18 protein-coding genes are annotated in these 19,386 nt (G+C 43.7%); 9 read left to right on the forward strand and 9 right to left on the reverse strand.

What is annotated here, in order from left to right; translation table 11 throughout:
- From cydB to cysS, 6 genes are all read right to left on the reverse strand, one after another.
- Nucleotides 1-1,137, reverse strand: coding sequence for a cytochrome d ubiquinol oxidase subunit II (gene cydB / locus AACT18_RS02100; protein WP_019283297.1), 1,137 nt, complete (start codon nucleotides 1,135-1,137; stop codon nucleotides 1-3).
- Nucleotides 1,138-1,154: 17 nt separating this feature from the next.
- Entirely contained in the window at nucleotides 1,155-2,741 is a 1,587-nt protein-coding gene (gene cydA / locus AACT18_RS02105; RefSeq protein WP_029189795.1) for a cytochrome ubiquinol oxidase subunit I, read from the reverse strand.
- A gap of 472 nt (nucleotides 2,742-3,213) precedes the next feature.
- The gene (gene ruvB / locus AACT18_RS02110) at nucleotides 3,214-4,218 is read right to left on the reverse strand and encodes a Holliday junction branch migration DNA helicase RuvB (protein WP_017042275.1); all 1,005 of its coding nucleotides are present in this window, start codon (nucleotides 4,216-4,218) and stop codon (nucleotides 3,214-3,216) included.
- Nucleotides 4,215-4,835: a Holliday junction branch migration protein RuvA gene (gene ruvA, locus AACT18_RS02115; protein WP_094124575.1), complete on the reverse strand. Its 621-nt coding sequence runs from the start codon at nucleotides 4,833-4,835 to the stop codon at nucleotides 4,215-4,217. Before ruvA ends, ruvB begins: the two co-directional genes overlap by 4 nt.
- A 100-nt stretch (nucleotides 4,836-4,935) precedes the next feature.
- Entirely contained in the window at nucleotides 4,936-5,457 is a 522-nt protein-coding gene (gene ruvC, locus AACT18_RS02120; protein WP_013856565.1) for a crossover junction endodeoxyribonuclease RuvC, read from the reverse strand.
- Nucleotides 5,458-5,538: 81 nt separating this feature from the next.
- Complete coding sequence (gene cysS, locus AACT18_RS02125) at nucleotides 5,539-6,921, reverse strand: cysteine--tRNA ligase (protein WP_094124574.1); 1,383 nt, start codon at nucleotides 6,919-6,921, stop codon at nucleotides 5,539-5,541.
- A 179-nt stretch (nucleotides 6,922-7,100) separates the two neighbouring features.
- Here cysS and AACT18_RS02130 point away from each other — a divergent pair, with 179 nt between their 5' ends.
- The 4 genes from AACT18_RS02130 (at nucleotide 7,101) to AACT18_RS02145 (ending at nucleotide 10,218) form a co-directional block, all read left to right on the forward strand.
- Entirely contained in the window at nucleotides 7,101-7,595 is a 495-nt protein-coding gene (locus AACT18_RS02130; protein WP_010319203.1) for a peptidylprolyl isomerase, read from the forward strand.
- Between the two features lie 36 nt (nucleotides 7,596-7,631).
- The gene (lpxH, locus tag AACT18_RS02135; RefSeq protein WP_094143532.1) at nucleotides 7,632-8,366 is read left to right on the forward strand and encodes a UDP-2,3-diacylglucosamine diphosphatase; all 735 of its coding nucleotides are present in this window, start codon (nucleotides 7,632-7,634) and stop codon (nucleotides 8,364-8,366) included.
- Nucleotides 8,367-8,468: 102 nt separating this feature from the next.
- Nucleotides 8,469-9,683 (forward strand): EAL and HDOD domain-containing protein, encoded by a 1,215-nt coding sequence (locus AACT18_RS02140; RefSeq protein WP_094143534.1) that lies wholly within the window; start codon nucleotides 8,469-8,471, stop codon nucleotides 9,681-9,683.
- 67 nt (nucleotides 9,684-9,750) lie between these two features.
- Nucleotides 9,751-10,218: a YchJ family metal-binding protein gene (locus tag AACT18_RS02145; RefSeq protein WP_064625528.1), complete on the forward strand. Its 468-nt coding sequence runs from the start codon at nucleotides 9,751-9,753 to the stop codon at nucleotides 10,216-10,218.
- Between the two features lie 62 nt (nucleotides 10,219-10,280).
- Here the strand turns inward: AACT18_RS02145 and AACT18_RS02150 are convergent, their stop codons facing one another.
- Nucleotides 10,281-11,270, reverse strand: a complete 990-nt coding sequence (locus tag AACT18_RS02150; protein ID WP_094124563.1) for a porin — start codon at nucleotides 11,268-11,270, stop codon at nucleotides 10,281-10,283.
- 513 nt (nucleotides 11,271-11,783) lie between these two features.
- Between AACT18_RS02150 and dinG the strand changes: the two genes are divergently transcribed.
- From dinG to rsmS, 4 genes are read left to right on the forward strand one after another with little or no spacing between them, the layout of a single operon-like run.
- Entirely contained in the window at nucleotides 11,784-13,859 is a 2,076-nt protein-coding gene (dinG, locus tag AACT18_RS02155; protein ID WP_094125720.1) for an ATP-dependent DNA helicase DinG, read from the forward strand.
- Between the two features lie 53 nt (nucleotides 13,860-13,912).
- A complete protein-coding gene (locus AACT18_RS02160) occupies nucleotides 13,913-14,692 on the forward strand; it encodes a sulfite exporter TauE/SafE family protein (RefSeq protein WP_094125719.1) in 780 nt (259 codons plus the stop codon).
- A complete protein-coding gene (priC, locus tag AACT18_RS02165; protein WP_010319211.1) occupies nucleotides 14,689-15,237 on the forward strand; it encodes a primosomal replication protein PriC in 549 nt (182 codons plus the stop codon). Before AACT18_RS02160 ends, priC begins: the two co-directional genes overlap by 4 nt.
- Nucleotide 15,238: 1 nt before the next feature.
- Complete coding sequence (rsmS, locus tag AACT18_RS02170; protein WP_013856554.1) at nucleotides 15,239-15,409, forward strand: pleiotropic regulatory protein RsmS; 171 nt, start codon at nucleotides 15,239-15,241, stop codon at nucleotides 15,407-15,409.
- A 33-nt stretch (nucleotides 15,410-15,442) separates the two neighbouring features.
- Here rsmS and AACT18_RS02175 read toward each other — a convergent pair whose 3' ends face one another.
- Nucleotides 15,443-17,560, reverse strand: a complete 2,118-nt coding sequence (locus AACT18_RS02175) for a methyl-accepting chemotaxis protein (RefSeq protein WP_088728951.1) — start codon at nucleotides 17,558-17,560, stop codon at nucleotides 15,443-15,445.
- A gap of 225 nt (nucleotides 17,561-17,785) precedes the next feature.
- Between AACT18_RS02175 and xthA the strand changes: the two genes are divergently transcribed.
- Nucleotides 17,786-18,595 (forward strand): exodeoxyribonuclease III, encoded by an 810-nt coding sequence (xthA, locus tag AACT18_RS02180; RefSeq protein ID WP_094124742.1) that lies wholly within the window; start codon nucleotides 17,786-17,788, stop codon nucleotides 18,593-18,595.
- A gap of 112 nt (nucleotides 18,596-18,707) precedes the next feature.
- Here the strand turns inward: xthA and AACT18_RS02185 are convergent, their stop codons facing one another.
- Nucleotides 18,708-19,385: an ABC transporter permease gene (locus tag AACT18_RS02185; RefSeq protein ID WP_010319214.1), complete on the reverse strand. Its 678-nt coding sequence runs from the start codon at nucleotides 19,383-19,385 to the stop codon at nucleotides 18,708-18,710.
- Nucleotide 19,386 lies beyond the last annotated feature (1 nt).

The following is a 19,386-nucleotide window of genomic DNA, read 5'->3' on the forward strand; positions in this document are numbered from 1 at the left end:
TTAGTAAAGTGAGTTTTTGTTTTCTTCAATAAACTTGCTATCAAGACGACCAAACATCTTGTAGTAAGTCCAAGTGGTGTAACCAAGAATGATAGGTACCATTACAAAAGCGACCACTGTCATTAAGTTCAACGTCAATTCACTCGATGTTGAGTCCCACATGGTCAAGCTGTTACTTGGTACTAAGCTTGAAGGCATGATAAATGGGAACATCGCAAAACCAGCGGTGAAAATCACACCCGCATTGGCTAAGCTAGAAGCCAAGAATGCGAGACCACCTTTTTCAAAACGCGACGCCAACACAGCAAGTAGTGGCATGGCAACACCCAAAGCTGGTGCGATCCATAGTAATGGGTAAGCGTTGAAATTAGCCATCCACGCCCCCGCCTCACGTATCACTTCTTTATTGAGTGGGTTTGATGCGGCATGTGTATCAATGACGCTGGTAATCACGTAACCATCGATGTTTTGGATCCAAAACCCTGCAGCGACGAAAGTAATAGCAACCAACAAGCCCATTAGTTGAGCGACGCCACGAGCGCGTGCATGCAGCTCATCGGTGGTTTTCATCTGTAGCCAAGCGGCACCTTGTAAAATAATCATAAACAAGCTGACTAAGCCACAAAGCAGAGCAAATGGGTTCAACAGACCAAAAAATGAACCGTGATACGTTGGCATCATGAAATCACTGAGTTGGAATGGCACGCCTTGTAGTAAGTTGCCAAAGGCAACACCAAAGATGACTGGTGGTACAAAGCCACTAATTGAAATACAGATATCCCAAGTATTACGCCACTTTGGATCTTCAATTTTTGAACGGTAATCCAAACCGATCGGACGAAGCCATAATGCAGCCAATGTAACAATCATAGCCAAATAAAATCCGGAAAATGATGTCGCATAGACTAACGGCCAAGCCGCAAACAGTGCACCACCTGCCGTGATAAGCCAAACTTGGTTACCATCCCAGTGTGGAGCAATAGAGTTGATCATGACACGACGCTCACTGTCATTCTTACCAATGACGGGAACAAGAGCACCAACGCCCATGTCAAAACCATCTGTGATTGCAAAACCAACCAGCAGTACGCCGATCAGCACCCACCAAATTAGTCGCAAGATTTCGTAATCAAACATTATTCTATCTCCCTGCCTTATGCTTCGACTTGACGGCTAACTTTGTCTTCAACAGAGTTTGCGTTTTGCTCAAAGTGATAACGACCAGTTTTCAGGCTGCTAGGCCCTTTACGAGCAAATTTAACCATCAGGTAAACTTCAGCAATCAAGAACACAGTGTACAGTGCAAGAATCGCAAACAATGAGGTCCATAATTCGCCCAGAGTTAGCGCAGAAGCGGCAACATTGGTTGGCAATATTTCACCAACAGCCCATGGTTGACGGCCATATTCAGCAACAAACCAACCTGCTTCAATTGCAATCCACGGTAGAGGAATACTGAACAAGGCGGCTTTAAGTACCCATTGTTTTTGCTCAATTTTCTGACGACAAGTTTGAATAAATGCTGCACCAAAGACAAATAGCATCACAAAACCAACACCGACCATCAGACGGAATGACCAAAATAGTGGCCATACGGTTGGAATTGAATCATCGGCGGCGGCTTGAATTTGCTCTTCCGTTGCATCGCTCACTTTATCGGTATAACGTTTTAGCAATAAGCCGTAGCCCAAATCGCCTTTCACTTCTTCAAAAGCGGCAATGTTTGCTGGCGATTTTTCGCCTGCACGTAATTTCTCTAACAGTTCATAGGCATACATACCGTTACGAATTCGGTCAACGTGTTGATCGCGTAGATCGCGTAACCCTGTGACTTCGGTATCCAGTGAACGTGTAGCGATAATACCCATCACGTACGGAATTTTTACTGCATAATCGGTGTGCATGGCGTCTTGGTTAGGCAAACCAAACAGTGTAAATGCAGCCGGTGCAGGTTCCGTGTGCCACTCGGCTTCAATCGCAGCCAGCTTCACCTTTTGAACTTCACCCACTTCATATCCTGATTCATCACCAAGCACAATCACGGACAAAATAGCGGCCATGCCGAATGATGCAGCGATAGCGAATGAGCGGCGTGCAAACGCAACGTCTCGACCTTTCAGCAAGTAATATGAGCTAATACCAAGAATGAACATCGCGCCAGTGGTGTAACCAGAAGCGACGGTATGCACAAATTTCACTTGAGCAACTGGGTTGAAAACGACTTCAGCAAAGCTGACCATTTCCATACGCATAGTTTCAAAATTGAATTCTGCGCCAACTGGGTTTTGCATCCAACCATTCGCAATCAAGATCCAAAGTGCCGAGAAATTGGACCCCAGAGCAACCAACCAAGTCACGCCCAAATGCTGGCGTTTTGATAGTCTATCCCACCCAAAGAAGAACAAACCGACAAAGGTTGATTCTAAAAAGAAGGCTACAAGTGCTTCAATCGCAAGAGGGGCGCCAAAAATGTCACCTACATAGTGGGAATAGTATGACCAGTTTGTACCGAACTGGAACTCCATAGTGAGGCCAGTGGCCACCCCAAGGGCAAAGTTAATACCAAAAAGCTTACCCCAGAACTTTGTCATGTCCTTATAGATTTGCTTATCAGTCATTACATACAAAGATTCCATGATGGCTAAAAGAAAAGCCATACCTAGAGTCAATGGAACGAACAGGAAGTGATACATCGCTGTCAGTGCAAACTGCAACCGCGATAGATCAACGACGTCAATCATGGTAACTCCTTTGTGCCGGCTGAATGACACTTTTGACATGCTAAACGGGTTAAAATTCCTCAAAATTCATCAGTGATATAACCTCATCAAATGTTGAAAAATATCAGAATTTTGTTGCAAGCATGTACCGTTATGGTTAGTTAATTGTTAAGCATCAGCTAATATAGCTGGGACTAATACTACTTCTAAATGCAGGTTGTTTCAAAAGATTTATGGGAGAAAAAAGCCTTGATTTACATCAATTTTCACGCGGCAAATCTGAACAAAAAAAGAACAAAATGATCCACATCAAAGGAAGAATGAAATTGTTGTGAGTATTTAGTGAAAGGGATAGAAATTAATACAACGAATCACACAGAGAGTTAACAATACACTTCACATCATTAACTCTTTAGTGATAAGGAAATTATCATAAATAAGATGTAGTTCACACTTTGTGCTTACCACCTAAAAATGACGATGAGGTGTAAACTTATTTTTCAATTCCGAAGTGAAGATAGGCGCGATCGGTCGCCATTCGTCCTCTTGGTGTCCGTTGTAAATAACCTTGTTGGATAAGAAAGGGTTCTAACACATCTTCAATGGTATCTTTTTCTTCGCCGATTGCAGCAGCTAGGTTATCGAGACCAACAGGGCCACCGCCAAATTTGTCCATAATCGCTAGTAATAGCTTTCTATCCATATAGTCGAAACCTTGGCTATCAACATCCAACATGTTTAGCGCTTTATCTGCAGTCTCTATACATATGTGCCCGTTGCCTTTCACTTCAGCGTAATCTCGAACTCGGCGCAATAAACGGTTGGCAATCCGAGGCGTTCCCCTTGCTCTCCTAGCCACTTCAAGTGCACCATCCGCTTCCATCGACAATCCTAAACAGTCCGCGCTTCTTTGCACTATGTACTGTAGATCATCAATTTTGTAATACTCAAGGCGCTGTACAATACCAAAGCGATCACGCAAGGGTGAGGTTAACGAGCCAGCGCGAGTTGTTGCCCCAATCAGCGTAAAAGGGGGTAAATCGATTTTAATGGACCGAGCGGCTGGACCTTCGCCAATCATTATATCGAGCTGGTAATCTTCCATTGCGGGATAAAGAATTTCTTCAACCACCGGACTTAAGCGATGAATTTCGTCAATAAAAAGAACGTCGTTCTCTTCAAGGTTAGTCAGTAATGCCGCCAAATCGCCTGCTTTTTCCAATACCGGACCAGAAGTTGTGCGGATATTCACTTCCATCTCATTGGCAACGATATTGGCTAATGTTGTTTTTCCAAGCCCTGGAGGGCCAAAAATCAGGAGATGGTCGAGTGGTTCGCTGCGCATTTGTGCCGCTTTAATGAAGATTTCCATTTGATTGCGTACATGATCTTGGCCACGATAATCCGCTAATTTTTTGGGACGAATCGCGCGATCAATAATATCTTCATCTTTAAAAATAGGGCTATCAGGAGCAATTAAGCGATCAGCTTCAATCATACCATTGCTCTCAAGGCTTCTTTAATCAGCGCTTCACTGGTCATGTCAGCTTTCATTACTTGCGCCACTACTTTAGAAGCTTGTTGAGGCTTATAACCCAAAGAAAGTAACGCACTGATCGCTTCTTCTTCCGCATTGCTCGTGAGCGCTTCCAAGGAATTGTTATCGACTGGCGCAGCGTCAGTAGCGGGAGTGAAGAGGTCACTGGCTCCCCAACCTTTCAGCCTATCTTTCATCTCAACAACCAAACGTTCAGCGGTTTTTTTACCCACGCCAGGAAGCTTAACTAATGTGGAGATATCTTCACGCTCAACGCATGAAACAAATTGACCGGCCGTCATGCCGGACAAAATACCCAAGCCTAATTTTGGCCCGACGCCATTCGCTTTAATCACTTCACGAAATAAAGCTCGCTCTTTTACCGTGTTGAAACCATATAAAAGCTGCGCATCTTCTCGGACCACAAAATGGGTATAAATGACCGCTTCTTCGCCCAATTTAGGGAGTTCATAGAAGCAACTCATTGGCATTTGGACTTCATAACCAATGCCAGCGACTTCAATCAATAGCTCTGGAGGTTGCTTTTCAATCAGAATGCCGCGAAGACGTCCAATCACAGGAAATTCCTTAGAGAAATGAGGTTATTTGACTCGGATGATAATAAATAACTGGATGTATAGCCAGTAGAAAAATACCACCTCGCTCGAGAGCGGTTTTTCAGCGATATCGGCCTTTTTTAGCACTACTTGCCCGCCCAGCTAACGCAATCAAGGTTTTATTGGTATTCGCATGACAAATTGCCACACCCAGAGCATCAGCGGCATCCGCTTGTGGCTTAGCCGATAATTTGAGCATTTGCTGGACCATATGTTGCACCTGCGCTTTATCAGCACTACCCGTGCCAACTACAGATTGTTTAACCAGTCGAGCGGCATATTCATAGACTGGAAGATCCGCATTCACCGCCGCCACAATAGCACTGCCCCTTGCTTGCCCGAGTTTGAGTGCTGAGTCCGCATTCTTTGCCATAAATACTTGCTCGATGGCAAAAACATCAGGCTGAAACTGTGTGATGATTTCCGTCACGCCAGCGTAAATTTGCTTGAGCCGCCCAGGTAACTCTTTTTCGGATGTACGAATACATCCACTACCAAGATAGTACAAATATCGTCCATGCTGCCTGATCACACCATAACCTGTGATTCGCGAGCCGGGATCTATACCTAAAATAATTGACATGAAAACCTTAATCGTGGACGAAAAACAAAATGGGCTTAACCAATAAAGTTCAAGCCCATCATCGACAAGTTAACTGCCTGATTATTTACGACGCCAAGTAGTCCCACTTGGGCCATCTTCTAAAATGATGCCGAGTTCGTTCAACTTATCGCGTGCCACGTCAGCATTAGCCCAATCTTTTGCTGCACGTGAGTCATTACGCAGTTTGATCAAAGCTTCAATTTCAGCCACTTGTTCGTCGCCATTAGCGTCCCCTTTAAGAAACGCTTCTGGATCTTGATGCAAAATGCCAATCACATCGGCAAGCTCACGCATAAGTGCGCCAAGAGCGCTGGCTTGCTGAAGATTTTCTGTCTTCAGCTTGTTGATATCACGTGCCATATCAAACAAGACGGAATAAGCCTCTGGCGTATTAAAGTCATCATTCATCGCTATCGAAAAGCGACTGACATACTCTTCACCGCCCGCAACTGCTACGGTTAAATCCAACCCTCTCAACGCAGTGTATAGACGCTCTAGCGAGGCACGCGCTTGTTTTAGGTTATCTTCGCTGTAATTTAATTGGCTGCGATAATGGCCCGACATCAAGAAATAGCGCACCGTTTCCGCATCATAGTGAGCAAGTACATCGCGGATTGTGAAAAAATTCCCTAATGATTTAGACATTTTTTCTCTATCCACCATCACCATGCCACTGTGCATCCATGTGTTCACATAGGGAGTGTCATGTGCGCAGCATGATTGAGCAATTTCATTTTCATGGTGAGGAAACTGCAAATCAGAGCCTCCACCATGAATATCAAAGTGGTTACCCAAAATCGCTGAATTCATCGCCGAACATTCGATGTGCCAGCCTGGGCGTCCTTCTCCCCATGGGGAGTCCCAAGTGGGCTCTCCCGGCTTCGACATTTTCCACAACACAAAATCAAGTGGGCTACGCTTAGCAAGATCAACATCAACACGAGCGCCCGCTTGAAGCTGATCGAGATCTTGTTTGGATAACTTGCCGTATTCGTCAAATTTGCTGACTTCAAACATCACATCACCATTAGAAGCAACGTAAGCAAAACCGCGTTCAATCAGTCGTTGCACCAAGCCTATGATTTCTTGGATATAAGCGGTTGCACGAGGCTCGACATCTGGACGTTTCATATTCAATGCATCGAAATCTGCATGCATGTCTGCGATTAAGCGCTCGGTTAGCGAATCGCAAGATTCACCATTTTCGGCAGCACGTTTAATGATTTTGTCATCAATATCAGTGATGTTACGCACAAATGTAAGGTCATAGCCTAAGTAGCGCAAGTAGCGAGAAATCACATCAAAAGAAACGAAGGTGCGACCATGGCCAATATGACAGAGATCATAAATGGTGACTCCACAGACATACATACCCACTTTGTTGGCATGAATTGGTTTGAATTCTTCTTTTTGTCTAGTGATTGAGTTATATATTTTCAGCATGATCTCTATCTAATAACTGTTTGAACTAAAATGGCTTCACAGTATAACAACTCTAGCCTAGCTTGGTCATCCTTATTCTCTCGCAATAATACGGCCCCTAAAGACATTTGTTGATTTGAATGTGTCCAAAGTTCAGTTAAAATCCGGGCCTCAACGAAAAATAGATAAAGGTAACTATCATGATCATCCTTCACACGAATTTTGGTGATATTAAAATTCAACTTAATGAAGAAAAAGCACCAGAAACAAGCGCAAACTTTCTACAGTACTGCCGTGACGGTTTTTACGATAACACTCTGTTCCACCGCGTTATCGATGGATTCATGATTCAAGGCGGCGGCATGACCTCTGGCCTAAAAGAAAAAACAACTCGCGCAACGATTAAAAACGAAGCCAACAATGGCCTAAGCAATAAGATCGGTACTCTTGCCATGGCGCGCACTATGGATCCACACTCTGCAAGTTCTCAGTTTTTCATCAACGTGAACAACAACACATTCCTAGATTTTCGTTCAGAAAGCCGAGATGGCTGGGGCTACTGCGTGTTCGCTGAAGTGATCGAAGGTATGGATATTGTGAACAAAATAAAAGCCGTGAGCACAGGCTCTATGGGCATGCATCAAGATGTTCCACTAGAAGAAGTGTTCATTTCTGGCACAACCATCGAAGAGTAACGGTAAAAGGAGCGCTATGCGCTCCTTATTTTTATTATGCATACACTATTTATTTCTGATTTACACCTAAGCCCTTCTCGACCAGATATCACCGAGTGTTTTATCCGTTTCATGCGCGAAGAAGCCATTCATGCCGATGCACTGTACGTGCTTGGCGATCTTTTCGAATTTTGGATAGGTGACGATGATAATTCACCTTTCGCCAACCAAATAAAATCGGAATTTAAGCAACTGACTCGCAAAGGGGTTGCTTGCTATTTTACTCAAGGAAACCGCGACTTCTTACTTGGCAAACGATTTGCGAAAGAAACCGGAATCACTCTTCTCCAAGAAGAGCAAGTAATTAACCTTTACGGAAAAAAAGCCGTGGTGTTGCATGGCGACACACTCTGTATTGACGATATAAAGTATCAAGCCTATCGAAAGAAGGTTCACCAGCCTTGGTTACAATGGGTATTTAATCGGCTGCCATTTTTTGTAAAGGTTCGTATTGTGGGTAAAGTACAGTCGGGCATCCATAATGATAAACAAATGAAATCTATGGATATTATGGATGTTACACAAAGTGAAGTGGATAGAGTTCTGACCCAGTATGGGGTCGATTTAATGATCCATGGCCATACTCATCGACCAGAGATTCATCACAGAAATCAACTTCATGGCACCGCAACGCGAATTGTTTTGGGTGACTGGTACACCCAAGGCTCAGTCTTAGTCTATGCTAATGATGGTTACGAACTGCAAACTCGACCTTTTAGTTCTAAAAACTGACGCCAAGTCGCACTCTGGTACTATTGGTTTAAGCGGTCGAATCAAAAGTTAAGCTATAATAAGTATAATCAATAATATCAATAATTAGATAAGAGTCTTGCCTTGAAATACTCCTATATCGCCAGACAGCCCATACTCGATCGTGACCGAAAAACCATCGGCTACGAGCTGCTATTTCGAGATGGCCCTAAGAACACCTTTCCAGATATAGACCCAGACTTAGCAACGAGCCGGTTACTCTCCGATCATTTTTTATCCACTCATTACAATACGCTGGGTAAGCATTTAGGGTTTGTCAATTTTCCTTATCAAAGCTTGGTTAACCTCGTGCCTACGCTTTTTCCTGCGCAAAATTTGGTCGTTGAGGTATTGGAAGATTGCGAACCAACTTTAGAGTTATTAGAAGCCGTCAAAAAGATGGCAAAGCTTGGTTACCGAATTGCGCTTGATGACTTTGTACCCAGTTCAGGCTGGCTCGTCTTCTTCCCCTATGTGTCAATTATCAAATTTGACATCCGTGTTGTCTCCCTTGAAAAAGCCGCTCGCTTTATTCAAAAACTTGGCGCAACGAAAATTGAGTTCCTTGCTGAGAAAGTAGAAACCTATGAAGAGTTTAAACAAGCTAAAAAGGCGGGCTTTACCTATTTTCAAGGCTACTTTTTTAGCAAACCCGAGATGTTACAGCGTAAAGCGTTAGAGCCTGCATTTCTTACTGTGGTGCAACTGTTCAAAGAAATAGCCAAAGCTAACCTCGATTACAAAGCCATTGAGGAGCTTGTCGCCACCGACCTGACCTTATCTTATAAACTGTTAACCTTTGTTAACTCATCCGCGACAGTCAGTTCAAAGATCCACTCATTTAAACAAGCGCTGATCTATCTCGGCGAACAACGATTGAGAAAGTTTATCTCCTTGGTTGCTATTGCTTCGACGCAAGAATCTAAACCGGATTACTTGTATGGCTTATCTATTCAAAGGGCAAGATATTGCGAGCTGATCGGTGTGAAAGCAAAAATGAACGTCGAACCCGGTTCGGCCTTCCTGACAGGAATGTTTTCGCTACTCGATAGCCTACTCGATCAACCTTTAGAATGTATCATGGAAGAGATGCCTATCGACGAATACGTTAAACTTGCACTAATAGAGGGGAAAGGAGAATTAGGTCTGGTACTTGAATTAACTCGAGCTTATGAACAGGCTGACTGGCAAAAGGTTGAGAAAATTGCTCATGCATTAAGTATCGAAGAACCCGTGGTGAAAGAATGTTACAACGAAGCTGTGAAATGGACAGCCGATTTACTGGGTGTCCACTCCTGAGTAGACATCGAGTTTAGATATCCTTAAACTTCCCCGTATTATCTGCATGGGCAATTTGAGAGGATTTATGAGCCAATGCTATTGTGGTAGCCATTTAGATTACCAACACTGTTGTGAACCAATCCACAGTGATTCAGCTTTAGCCATCTATCCAGAACAACTGATGAGAGCCCGCTATAGTGCCCATGTTCTGGGTTTGGTTGATTTCGTCATCAATACCTATCATCCGAGTTGCAATGCACCACAGCAACGTGACGCGATTGAAGAATCAATCAACAGTCAATGGTGTGGGCTAGACGTCATCTCCGCAAGTATCCGCAACAACGAAAATGAAGGCTTCGTTCATTTCAAAGCCTATTACACACAGAATCAACAGCAATTTTGTCTGCAAGAACGTTCACGATTTATACGAGAAAATGGTATCTGGTTCTACGTTGACGGTGAATTTCCACAGGAGAACACACCAACGAAGCTAGGACGAAATGACCCATGTCATTGCGGTAGCGGCAAGAAATTTAAGAAGTGTTGTGGGTAGGGCAATAAAAAGCCCTTCTATATTAAAGAAGGGCTCAGAACTAGAGTTACAAATCAATTAGGTTAGAAGTACCAGTAAGCGGCAGCAAATACCCAAGTCTCTTCTTGATCTTTACCAGCATCACCATTTTCGATGTCTTGCTTGATATCTACTTGCACGTCAACACCGTTTAGATTATAAAACGCAGCTACGTTCGCATATGAACTATCGTAATCTGCTGCACCTTTTGCTTCGTCAGTAGTAGCAGAGTAACCAAGAGCCAATGTTAAATCATCCGATACAGAGTAAGCTGTAGATACATAAAAACCAGTAGATTTCTTCTCCGATGCATCTTTTCCGGTCAAGTCTTTCTTATCACCATCATTGATCCACGCGTTTGCACCAAGTTGGAATGCACCAAACTTCGCATTACCTGACAACGATACTACGTCATACTTAGCTTCATCACGTGTCTCGTAGCCAGCGTAAACGTTAACTGTTTCAGATTTGAAGCCAAGAAAGCCGTTAATACCGCTGTCAGCTGCATCACGATCATCGCTTGTGTCAAAGTAAGAAATACCATATGCAATGCTTGATGCTTGTCCACGGAATTGGAAAACATTAAATCCATCTGATGCATCGCCAGCACTGTTACCAAACTCAACGGTTAGATCACCCGCACCATCGACAGTATCGAGTGCAGTATCATTTTCCCAACCCCACGATGCAATACCGTAGCCAGTATCAATACCGACCCAAGCTTTGTCGATGTCCGTTGCTGGCCCGCTTTGAATCGCGCCTTCATAAGGGCTTACTTTTGATTCATCTGTATCAAAATTCATTTCTAAATCAGCTTCGAGATAGCCCACTACATAACCGTTTTTGTATGCTACTTTAACGGTTGCTGCTGTTGCCCAATCATCATAAACAGATTCTGTGAATGTGTCATAGTAAGCGCCTAAACCTAATTGACCACTCACTTTAAACTGGTCGCTGTTAATTGCCGTTGGAGCCTCAGCAAACGCTTGAGAAGATATAGATACTACTGCTAGTGCTAATAGAGTCTTTTTCATAATTAATCCACTGCCTTTTCTTATGTATGGGAATTCCTTATCCGGTTCCCTTTGTTTTTGCTGGCAACTTCCAAATTTAAACTCGGTTCGTTGCCGCCATTAAATCTCAAGGATTAGATTGCAAAAGATTATCCTGCATGTCAAATATCCTAAAAAATAAACAAAAATAAAGGTAAAAATAATTAAAAACATATAGTTACATGATGTTTTCATAAAATTACGGGCGACTTCCAAGCAAAAACATCACTCAATCTAAAAACTAACAATCATGAAACATAAGAATTAAACACCAATAAAATTTATTTTTGAAAGATAAAATAGATATTGAGGTCATCATTTAACCGAATAGGCAGTTTTATATTTTCCACAATGAGAATTAAACATAAGTTCCTGAAGGTTCAGTTTTTTTTTGTGAACAAGATCTAGATTTGATCTAAAAGCATACGATTTCGTGAACTGCGTATCCTTTAGTGAACTGTGCTAGACTCGGCACTCTGCTATTTAGGTCTGTATATGCTTACAACAAAAATCCAAAAATCCATTCGGGATAGTTATCAAAACCTGCAATTTCAGCTCGAAAACTTCATTCCTCGTCGAGGACAAAACTATCTTGTTGCTGAGATTGCAAAAACATTGTGTGGTTCATATCACAAATCCAACCGAATATTGATTGCTGAAGCGGGTACAGGAATAGGGAAATCACTCTCCTATTTAATGGCAGCGGTTCCTGTTGCAGTGTTGAATAATAGAAAGGTTGTTGTTTCGACAGCCACAGTGGCACTTCAAGAACAGCTGATCAGCAAAGATTTGCCTTTATTTAGACGCATCACTGATCGTCAATTCTCTTTTATCCTTGCCAAAGGACGTCAACGATACTGTTGCACCGAAAAACTCGCGGCTGCCTGTGGGGTAGATGGATCACAAATTGCTCTGTTCGAATCAAAGCCACAAAAAAAAGACGTTGAATTATTCATCACCATGTATGAAAAACTGGCTCAAGGAAAATGGAACGGTGATCGCGACTCGTGGCCAAAAGCGATTAAAGATGAGTTATGGCAACTGATTGTTAGTGATAAGCATAGTTGTAATGGTAGCTTTGCTGGCCACAGAGATTGTCCTTTTCAAAAGGCGCGTTCGGAACTGGATAAAGCCGATGTCATTATTGCCAACCACAGCCTGGTCATGGCGGATGCTGACCTTGGCGGTGGTGTCATTCTGCCTGAGCCCGAAAACACCATCTACATTTTTGATGAAGCACACCACTTACCTCATGTAGCACGAGATCACGCTTCAGCGTCCGCAAGCTTGAAAGGCGCAGCTAGTTGGTTGGAAAAACTCAATCAATCCGTAACCAAGTTTTCAAGCTTAGCCGAAGAAAAACGAGTGGCACGTTTTCGTAACGAACTGCAAGAGACACTGCAACAACTTATCCTAAGCTTGAGCCAACTGACAAAGCAGTTTGTACCCGAACAATTTGAAGAAAAGCGATACCGTTTTGAGCATGGAGAACTGCCACAATGGCTTGAAGAAGAGTCTAAAACCCTGAAGCGGCTCTCTCAAAAAGCCAATCAATCCGTCGCTAAAATTGCGGACTTGATTGCTGAACGAGTTAAGGAAGGCGAACTCGCCGCTCGGTTGGCAGAACCAGCACTGACTGAATTAGGCTTTTATATTCAGCGTTTAGAGAACCTTGCCCAAGTATGGTTGCTGATGGCGGAGCCCAAGCGAGAAAAAGGAGCCCCTTTGGCACGTTGGCTTGAAATTCACCCTGAACGTGAAGGTGATTTCATTGTTAACGTTTCACCGCTAGAAATTGGTTGGCAACTTGATCAACAGATCTGGAGCCGCTGCATAGGCGCAATCTTAGTCTCCGCGACGATGCGAGCTCTTAACTCGTTCAGCTACTTTTGCTCGCAAGCAGGGATCAGTGAAAAGGCAGAAGATGGAACACGTTTCCTAGCACTCGCTTCACCGTTTGATTATCAAAATCAGGCCGAGTTACTCATTCCAGCAATGCGTTTTGAACCGCAAGCGAAAGAGTATACTGATTATCTGGTAGAGCGGCTCGCTGAGTTTATTCAGCCAAACAAAGCTAATTTAGTGCTATTTGCTTCTTACTGGCAAATGCGCGAAGTGGCTGAAAAAATATCAACAGATTTTGTTAAACGAGGCTGGGCGCTGCAAGTCCAAGGTGAAATATCACGCACAGAAATTCTAAATAAACATAAAATGCTAGTGCAGTGTGGTAAAACGAGCGTAATGTTTGGCACCAGTAGCTTTTCGGAAGGGCTAGACTTACCAGGAGAACTTTTGGAGAATCTGGTGATCACAAAAATTCCGTTTGCCGTACCAACCTCTCCAGTTGAGCAAGCTCACGCCGAATACATAGAGAAGCGAGGTGGAAACTCTTTTATTCAAATAACCGTTCCTGAAGCCAGCAAAAAGCTGATCCAAGCCGTCGGGAGATTGCTGCGCAAAGAGCGTGATTCTGGTAGAGTCGTGATTCTCGATCGCAGAATCGTTTCAAAACGCTACGGAAAATCATTATTGGACTCGCTTCCTCCATTTAAAAGAACAATAGAATATTAGCTAGGGCTTAACACTACGCCCTTTCATCTCATTACTCAGGGCCGATTTTATTCATGGAATTTGTTGAGCCAACCACTTTGATTGTGTTGGCGCTTGTTGCTTTTATTGCTGGCTTTATCGATGCAGTCGCTGGCGGCGGTGGCATGCTTACTGTACCCGCGTTATTATCAATCGGTCTTCCGCCGCACATCGCACTAGGAACGAATAAGCTAGCGGCAACATTTGCCTCATCAACTGCCGCATTAACCTACTATCAGAAGAAGTTGTTTCAACCAAGTTGCTGGGTCAGAGCTTTCATTACCACCTTAATTGGCGCAACCATAGGTACTTTTGCTGTCGATGCGATCAGCACCGATTGGCTACAAAAAGTGCTGCCGCTCATTATTCTAGCTGCCGCTATCTATACGATATGGCATAAAACACCACATGCACACCAGAATGTCAGCCCGCCTCCCTGCCCTGTACTTCACAAAAAGCAGTATGCGCAAGGCTTGATACTTGGATTTTATGACGGGCTGGCAGGGCCGGGGACTGGCGCATTTTGGACAGTCAGTTCGATGGCGTTATACCGACTCAACATTTTATTGGCCTCTGGCCTTGCTAAAGCGATGAATTTTACCAGTAATGTAACGTCATTGGTTACCTTTGCCATTTTGGGGCATATTGACTGGGTGCTGGGACTGACTATGGGAGTTTGTTTGATGGCTGGAGCTTTTGTTGGCGCACATTCAGCGATTCGTTTCGGCGCTAAATTTATTCGTCCGGTGTTTGTGAGTGTGGTCAGTGTGCTTGCAATCAAGCTGACTTATGATGCGTGGTTTGCAGGCTTATGAACCATTTTTCTCAATTGAAGTCCTTAATTGAAGAGTTAAAACAACAAGCCGCCAGTGTTGACCGAACTCGTGGTGAACACCATCAGGCTCTGTTTGATGAGCGCCTGTTCCACTGTAAAGCGCACTTATTAATCCCTTGTGTTATGGAAGCAAAAGCGACCTTTGACTCCATCGTGCGCGAACAAGAGAGCCAACGGCTAACCAGTCAACGAGCTCAATATCTAACCGATCGACTGCTTGCACAAATTGCGGCAATCCAACGCGAAATATCGACAGTATCGATCAGAAAAAGTGAGCCCAAGCATCGCAGCTATTATCGCAAACCGATCAATGCGTTATATCAAGAGCTGGCCCAGCACCAAGAATGGGAGCGGAGGCTGATGGATATGGTGAGAGAAAAAGAACTCGGACTTAAGCAAACTTCTGCTGTTAGTCAGCAGCAAGCACAAAAAGCGTTATTGACCGTAGAGCAGCGGCTCAAGCGTTGCCAAGAAGCCAAAGCCAAAATTGAGAAACAAATTACGTTCAGGGAGAAAAACCAATAACATGAATGATCCTACTGTACCGCTAGACGGCGCGTCTGAAGAGATAAAGCTCGCTGTCGATCTCATCTACTTATTAGAAACCAATCAGATTGAACCACACACCGCACTTGAAGCGCTGAAAATCGTACAGCAGGATTTATTGCGTAAACTGGATGATACAGCGAGAGAGTAAGAAGCAAACATCTACTTCTTACTCTTTCAGCCGTTAGACTTTAAATTGTCCAACCAACTGTTGCTGCTTAGCCGAGAGTTGACTTATCTGAGCACCAACCGATTCTGATTCACCGACCAGTGTCAATATCTGCGCGCTAAGATCACGAATATTGGATAGGTTGAGGTTGACTTCACCAGAGACGGCTTGCTGTTCTTGGGCCGCTTTTACAATCTGGCTATTCATATCGTTAATTGCTGAGATGGATTCAAACACTATTTCTAATTCAGCAACGGCCTTTTGAACTTGCATCGCAGTTCCATTTGCTAACGCGTTTCCTTGCTGGATCACCTCAACTACGCCCTCAGTACCTTGTTGGACTTTTTCTATCACTTTGCGTATTTCACCCACAGAGTTCTGAGTCCGCTGGGCCAAATTACGTACCTCATCGGCGACAACAGCAAACCCTCGCCCTTGATCTCCGGCCCGAGCCGCTTCTATAGCCGCATTTAATGCGAGCAAATTGGTTTGCTGTGAAATTCCCTCAATGACCGTTAAAATTTCGGTAATATTGATATTGTTTTGAGCCAACTCTTCAACAACAGGCACCGCATCACTCATTCGCACCACCAGCTTATGCATCTCAGCTTCAGAGGCACGGATGACATCCTGCCCAGTCAGTGCGGAGTGATTAGCTTGCGAAGCGGCTTGCACCGCAGCCTCGGCATTTTGCACAACGAGACTTGCTGTTTGTGTCATTTCTTCAGAGGCAGTCGCCACCATATCCATCTCTTTAAATTGAGACTCACTACGGCTACGCGTTTGTACGGCAGACTGCCGTGCCTGTTCAGTCGTTTGAGCTACTTGGTTCGCACTTTCTACGATCTGCTGAATAATAGCCTGTAATTTGTCTAAAAACTGGTTAAAGCCGCGTGCCAAATCACCGATTTCATCATGACTACTGATGACAAGCCGCTGAGTTAAATCCCCTTCGCCAGAAGCAATATCTTGTAACCGCTCCACGACCGCTCGAATAGGTTTCACAATTTGGGTTGCAGCTAACGCAATGATTGCGAGCCCTAAAAAGACTAGCAATGCGCCGACTAATAGCTCCGCTCTAACGCCATTCTCTACCTGTTGAGTAATGATCTGATCCAGTTGATTGGCATCAGCTAGCACACTCGATGTCGGCATTTCAAAAACCACGCCCCAAGTCTGGTTCGCCACCTGAATAGGAGCAAAGACAGACAACCACTGCCGATCTGAATTCCATTGAGAATGGACTTTACCCTCGGCTAGAAGATTGGCGATCTCCTTTGTAGTCAAGACTGAATCAGCCAGTGGCGCGCCTAAGGTTAATTCACGCTCATCAGTTGCAATAAGCGTGTTATTTAAGCTGACAATAAAGACCTTACCACTACCGCCAAATAGACTTTGATCTGAACTCAGTGCAATCGCTACCAGTGGGCTAAGTTTTAAATCGATGCCAAAAAAGCCAATCGCAACGCCATCAATCAAAATGGGGACAGAGAGAGAAGAAGTAAGAAACGTTTCATTGTCTTGAATCACGATTTTAGGCGATGAGATACATGCACTAGCGGTTGTTAACGGGCAGGCGAAACGCTCACTGTTTCCTTCATCCTTCAATGCCACTTCGCTTAATACATTTGCCACCACATTTTCACCATTGGAGGACGTTATCCAGTATGCAGCGAATCGACCTATTTCATTTGAGCCTACATAGTCAGCATTCTGGTAGTTGTCATCCTCGCTATCGAGCAAATTTGGCTTAAAGACGAGATAAGCCCCCTGAACATTGGGATAATTGACTACCGTCTTGCGAACCATTTCATCTAAAGATGTCCTTAACGCTTCGCTTTCACCAAAATTTTCTTCGGTATTTGATTTGAAAAACAAGGCCGTATCAGCAAGCATTTGAGCCCGATACATGGCTTCACTGAGATATTCAGATACTTCGGTGGCATTGAGCAGCGCCCGAGTTTCTAATAACTGCTGCGATTTATTGATCACAGAATCTGAACTTTGTTGTTTTATTGCTTGTTGGTTATTCACTGCGTTATAAACAGAAAAACCAATGAGAGACAATGACGTAATTAACAGGCAAAGGCCGGCTAAAAGGGTTATTTTCCATTGAACCGAAAGTGTTCGCATACTACATCCTTATGCTGCGCTAATAGGGTTTTCAGACGAAATGGTGACGACTTTAATTAGAGCATATTGACTTGAGAGATCAATCGTAAGTTTACATAAATGTTAATAAAAATATCCTTTCTGACTATTCAAAAAATTTACGTATTAGAATTGATTCGCTTTTCGTCTTGTCCTTGCGCCTTGAAATGGTAACATCTTGCGCACAACTCATCTTAAGGATCCCTTATGAAAGTCATCAGTTTTAACATCAACGGTTTGAGAGCTCGCATTCATCAACTGCAAGCGATTATTGATAAGCATCAACCTGATGTCATTGGACTTCAAGAAATCAAAGTACACGATGACGCTTTTCCTCTTGAGGATGTTGAAGCCATGGGCTACCACGTCTATTTCCATGGTCAAAAAGCGCATTATGGCGTCGCCATGTTGTGCAAGAAGGAACCCATTTCAGTACAGAAAGGCTTTCCTAGCGATAATGAAGATCATCAAAAACGCATGATTATGGCCACTTTTGAAGATGACAACGGCCAAAAAACAACCATACTCAACGGCTATTTTCCTCAAGGAGAGAATATTTCCCATGAAACAAAATACCCCTATAAGCGTCAGTTTTATAAAGATCTAATGGGTTACTTAACGACACATCATTCCCCTGACGAACAAATAATTGTAATGGGAGACATTAACATCAGCCCTATCGACTTGGATATTGGGATTGGTGAAGCCAATAGAAAACGCTGGTTGCAAACGGGAAAATGCTCTTTCCAACCTGAAGAGCGCGAATGGTTACAAACTTTAATGGACTGGGGTTTTGTTGACACATTCCGTCAGTTAAATCCGGATGTAAATGATCAATTTTCGTGGTTTGATTATCGCTCACGTGGCTTTGATGATAACCGCGGGCTACGAATCGACGTCATTTTAGCGACCCCGAACCTAGCAAAAAAATGCCAAGAAGTCGGCATCGACTATGAACTTCGAGGAATAGAAAAACCTTCTGATCACGCGCCAATTTGGTCCAGTTTTTCTTTGTAGGAACAGAAAGTAACGTGCCAATAAGAAGCGCGCATTCAGCGCGCTTCTTATTTTAATCTATGCCTGGATTATATAAACAAACTCGGTACAACAAATTGCTACTTGCAGCCCTTCAGCTCAATGGGCGCAAATAAGCTAAGAAGCGTTTTTCAGCCTGTTTGAAGCAGAACAAAATAATGAAGGTCAAGCCCATATAGAACAAACCTGCGGTTAAAAATGACTCGAATGGAGCATAATAACGAGAGTTCACTAAACGCGCAGCTCCCGTTAAATCCATAATGGTCACAATACCAGCAACCGCAGAGCCGTGGAGCATGAAGATAACTTCATTACTATAAGCGGGCAGTGCACGCCTTAACGCACTCGGTAGAATAATTCGCCGATACGTTTTCCAAGTGCTCATTCCGTATGCCTTCGCCGCTTCCACTTCGCCTTTCGGCAATCCATTGATCGCGCCGCGAATAATTTCAGCCGTGTAGGCGGACGTATTGAGAACAAAAGCAACCAACGCGCAAAACCAAGCGTTTTCCCACAAGGTATCTTTCACCGGGAAAAATTGATCCATTCCATAGTAGATGAGATAAAGCTGGACCAATAACGGTGTACCACGAAAAAAGTAGGTATAAGCCCATGCTGGAGTACGAATAAAATAGTTGTGGCTATTTCTAGCAATCGCTAAGGGGATGGCAAGGCTCAAACCGATAATTAACGACAACCCCACCAGCCAAACCGTTGTCCACAGCCCACTAAAATAAATTGGTAGGCTTTGAGTAATAAGGGAAAAATCCATA

It is taken from the genome of Vibrio sp. V04_P4A5T148 (assembly GCF_963875605.1).
Lineage (GTDB): Bacteria > Pseudomonadota > Gammaproteobacteria > Enterobacterales > Vibrionaceae > Vibrio > Vibrio anguillarum.

Coding starts and splice junctions, on each gene's coding strand:
- dinG (WP_094125720.1), top strand. CDS start 11,784: ATGCTTACAACAAAAATCCAAAAATCCATTCGGGATAGTTATCAAAAC.
- AACT18_RS02185 (WP_010319214.1), bottom strand. CDS start 19,385: ATGGATTTTTCCCTTATTACTCAAAGCCTACCAATTTATTTTAGTGGG.
- lpxH (WP_094143532.1), top strand. CDS start 7,632: ATGCATACACTATTTATTTCTGATTTACACCTAAGCCCTTCTCGACCA.
- xthA (WP_094124742.1), top strand. CDS start 17,786: ATGAAAGTCATCAGTTTTAACATCAACGGTTTGAGAGCTCGCATTCAT.
- rsmS (WP_013856554.1), top strand. CDS start 15,239: ATGAATGATCCTACTGTACCGCTAGACGGCGCGTCTGAAGAGATAAAG.
- ruvC (WP_013856565.1), bottom strand. CDS start 5,457: ATGTCAATTATTTTAGGTATAGATCCCGGCTCGCGAATCACAGGTTAT.
- AACT18_RS02130 (WP_010319203.1), top strand. CDS start 7,101: ATGATCATCCTTCACACGAATTTTGGTGATATTAAAATTCAACTTAAT.
- cysS (WP_094124574.1), bottom strand. CDS start 6,921: ATGCTGAAAATATATAACTCAATCACTAGACAAAAAGAAGAATTCAAA.
- AACT18_RS02145 (WP_064625528.1), top strand. CDS start 9,751: ATGAGCCAATGCTATTGTGGTAGCCATTTAGATTACCAACACTGTTGT.
- ruvB (WP_017042275.1), bottom strand. CDS start 4,218: ATGATTGAAGCTGATCGCTTAATTGCTCCTGATAGCCCTATTTTTAAA.
- AACT18_RS02160 (WP_094125719.1), top strand. CDS start 13,913: ATGGAATTTGTTGAGCCAACCACTTTGATTGTGTTGGCGCTTGTTGCT.
- cydA (WP_029189795.1), bottom strand. CDS start 2,741: ATGATTGACGTCGTTGATCTATCGCGGTTGCAGTTTGCACTGACAGCG.
- cydB (WP_019283297.1), bottom strand. CDS start 1,137: ATGTTTGATTACGAAATCTTGCGACTAATTTGGTGGGTGCTGATCGGC.
- AACT18_RS02175 (WP_088728951.1), bottom strand. CDS start 17,560: ATGCGAACACTTTCGGTTCAATGGAAAATAACCCTTTTAGCCGGCCTT.
- AACT18_RS02150 (WP_094124563.1), bottom strand. CDS start 11,270: ATGAAAAAGACTCTATTAGCACTAGCAGTAGTATCTATATCTTCTCAA.
- priC (WP_010319211.1), top strand. CDS start 14,689: ATGAACCATTTTTCTCAATTGAAGTCCTTAATTGAAGAGTTAAAACAA.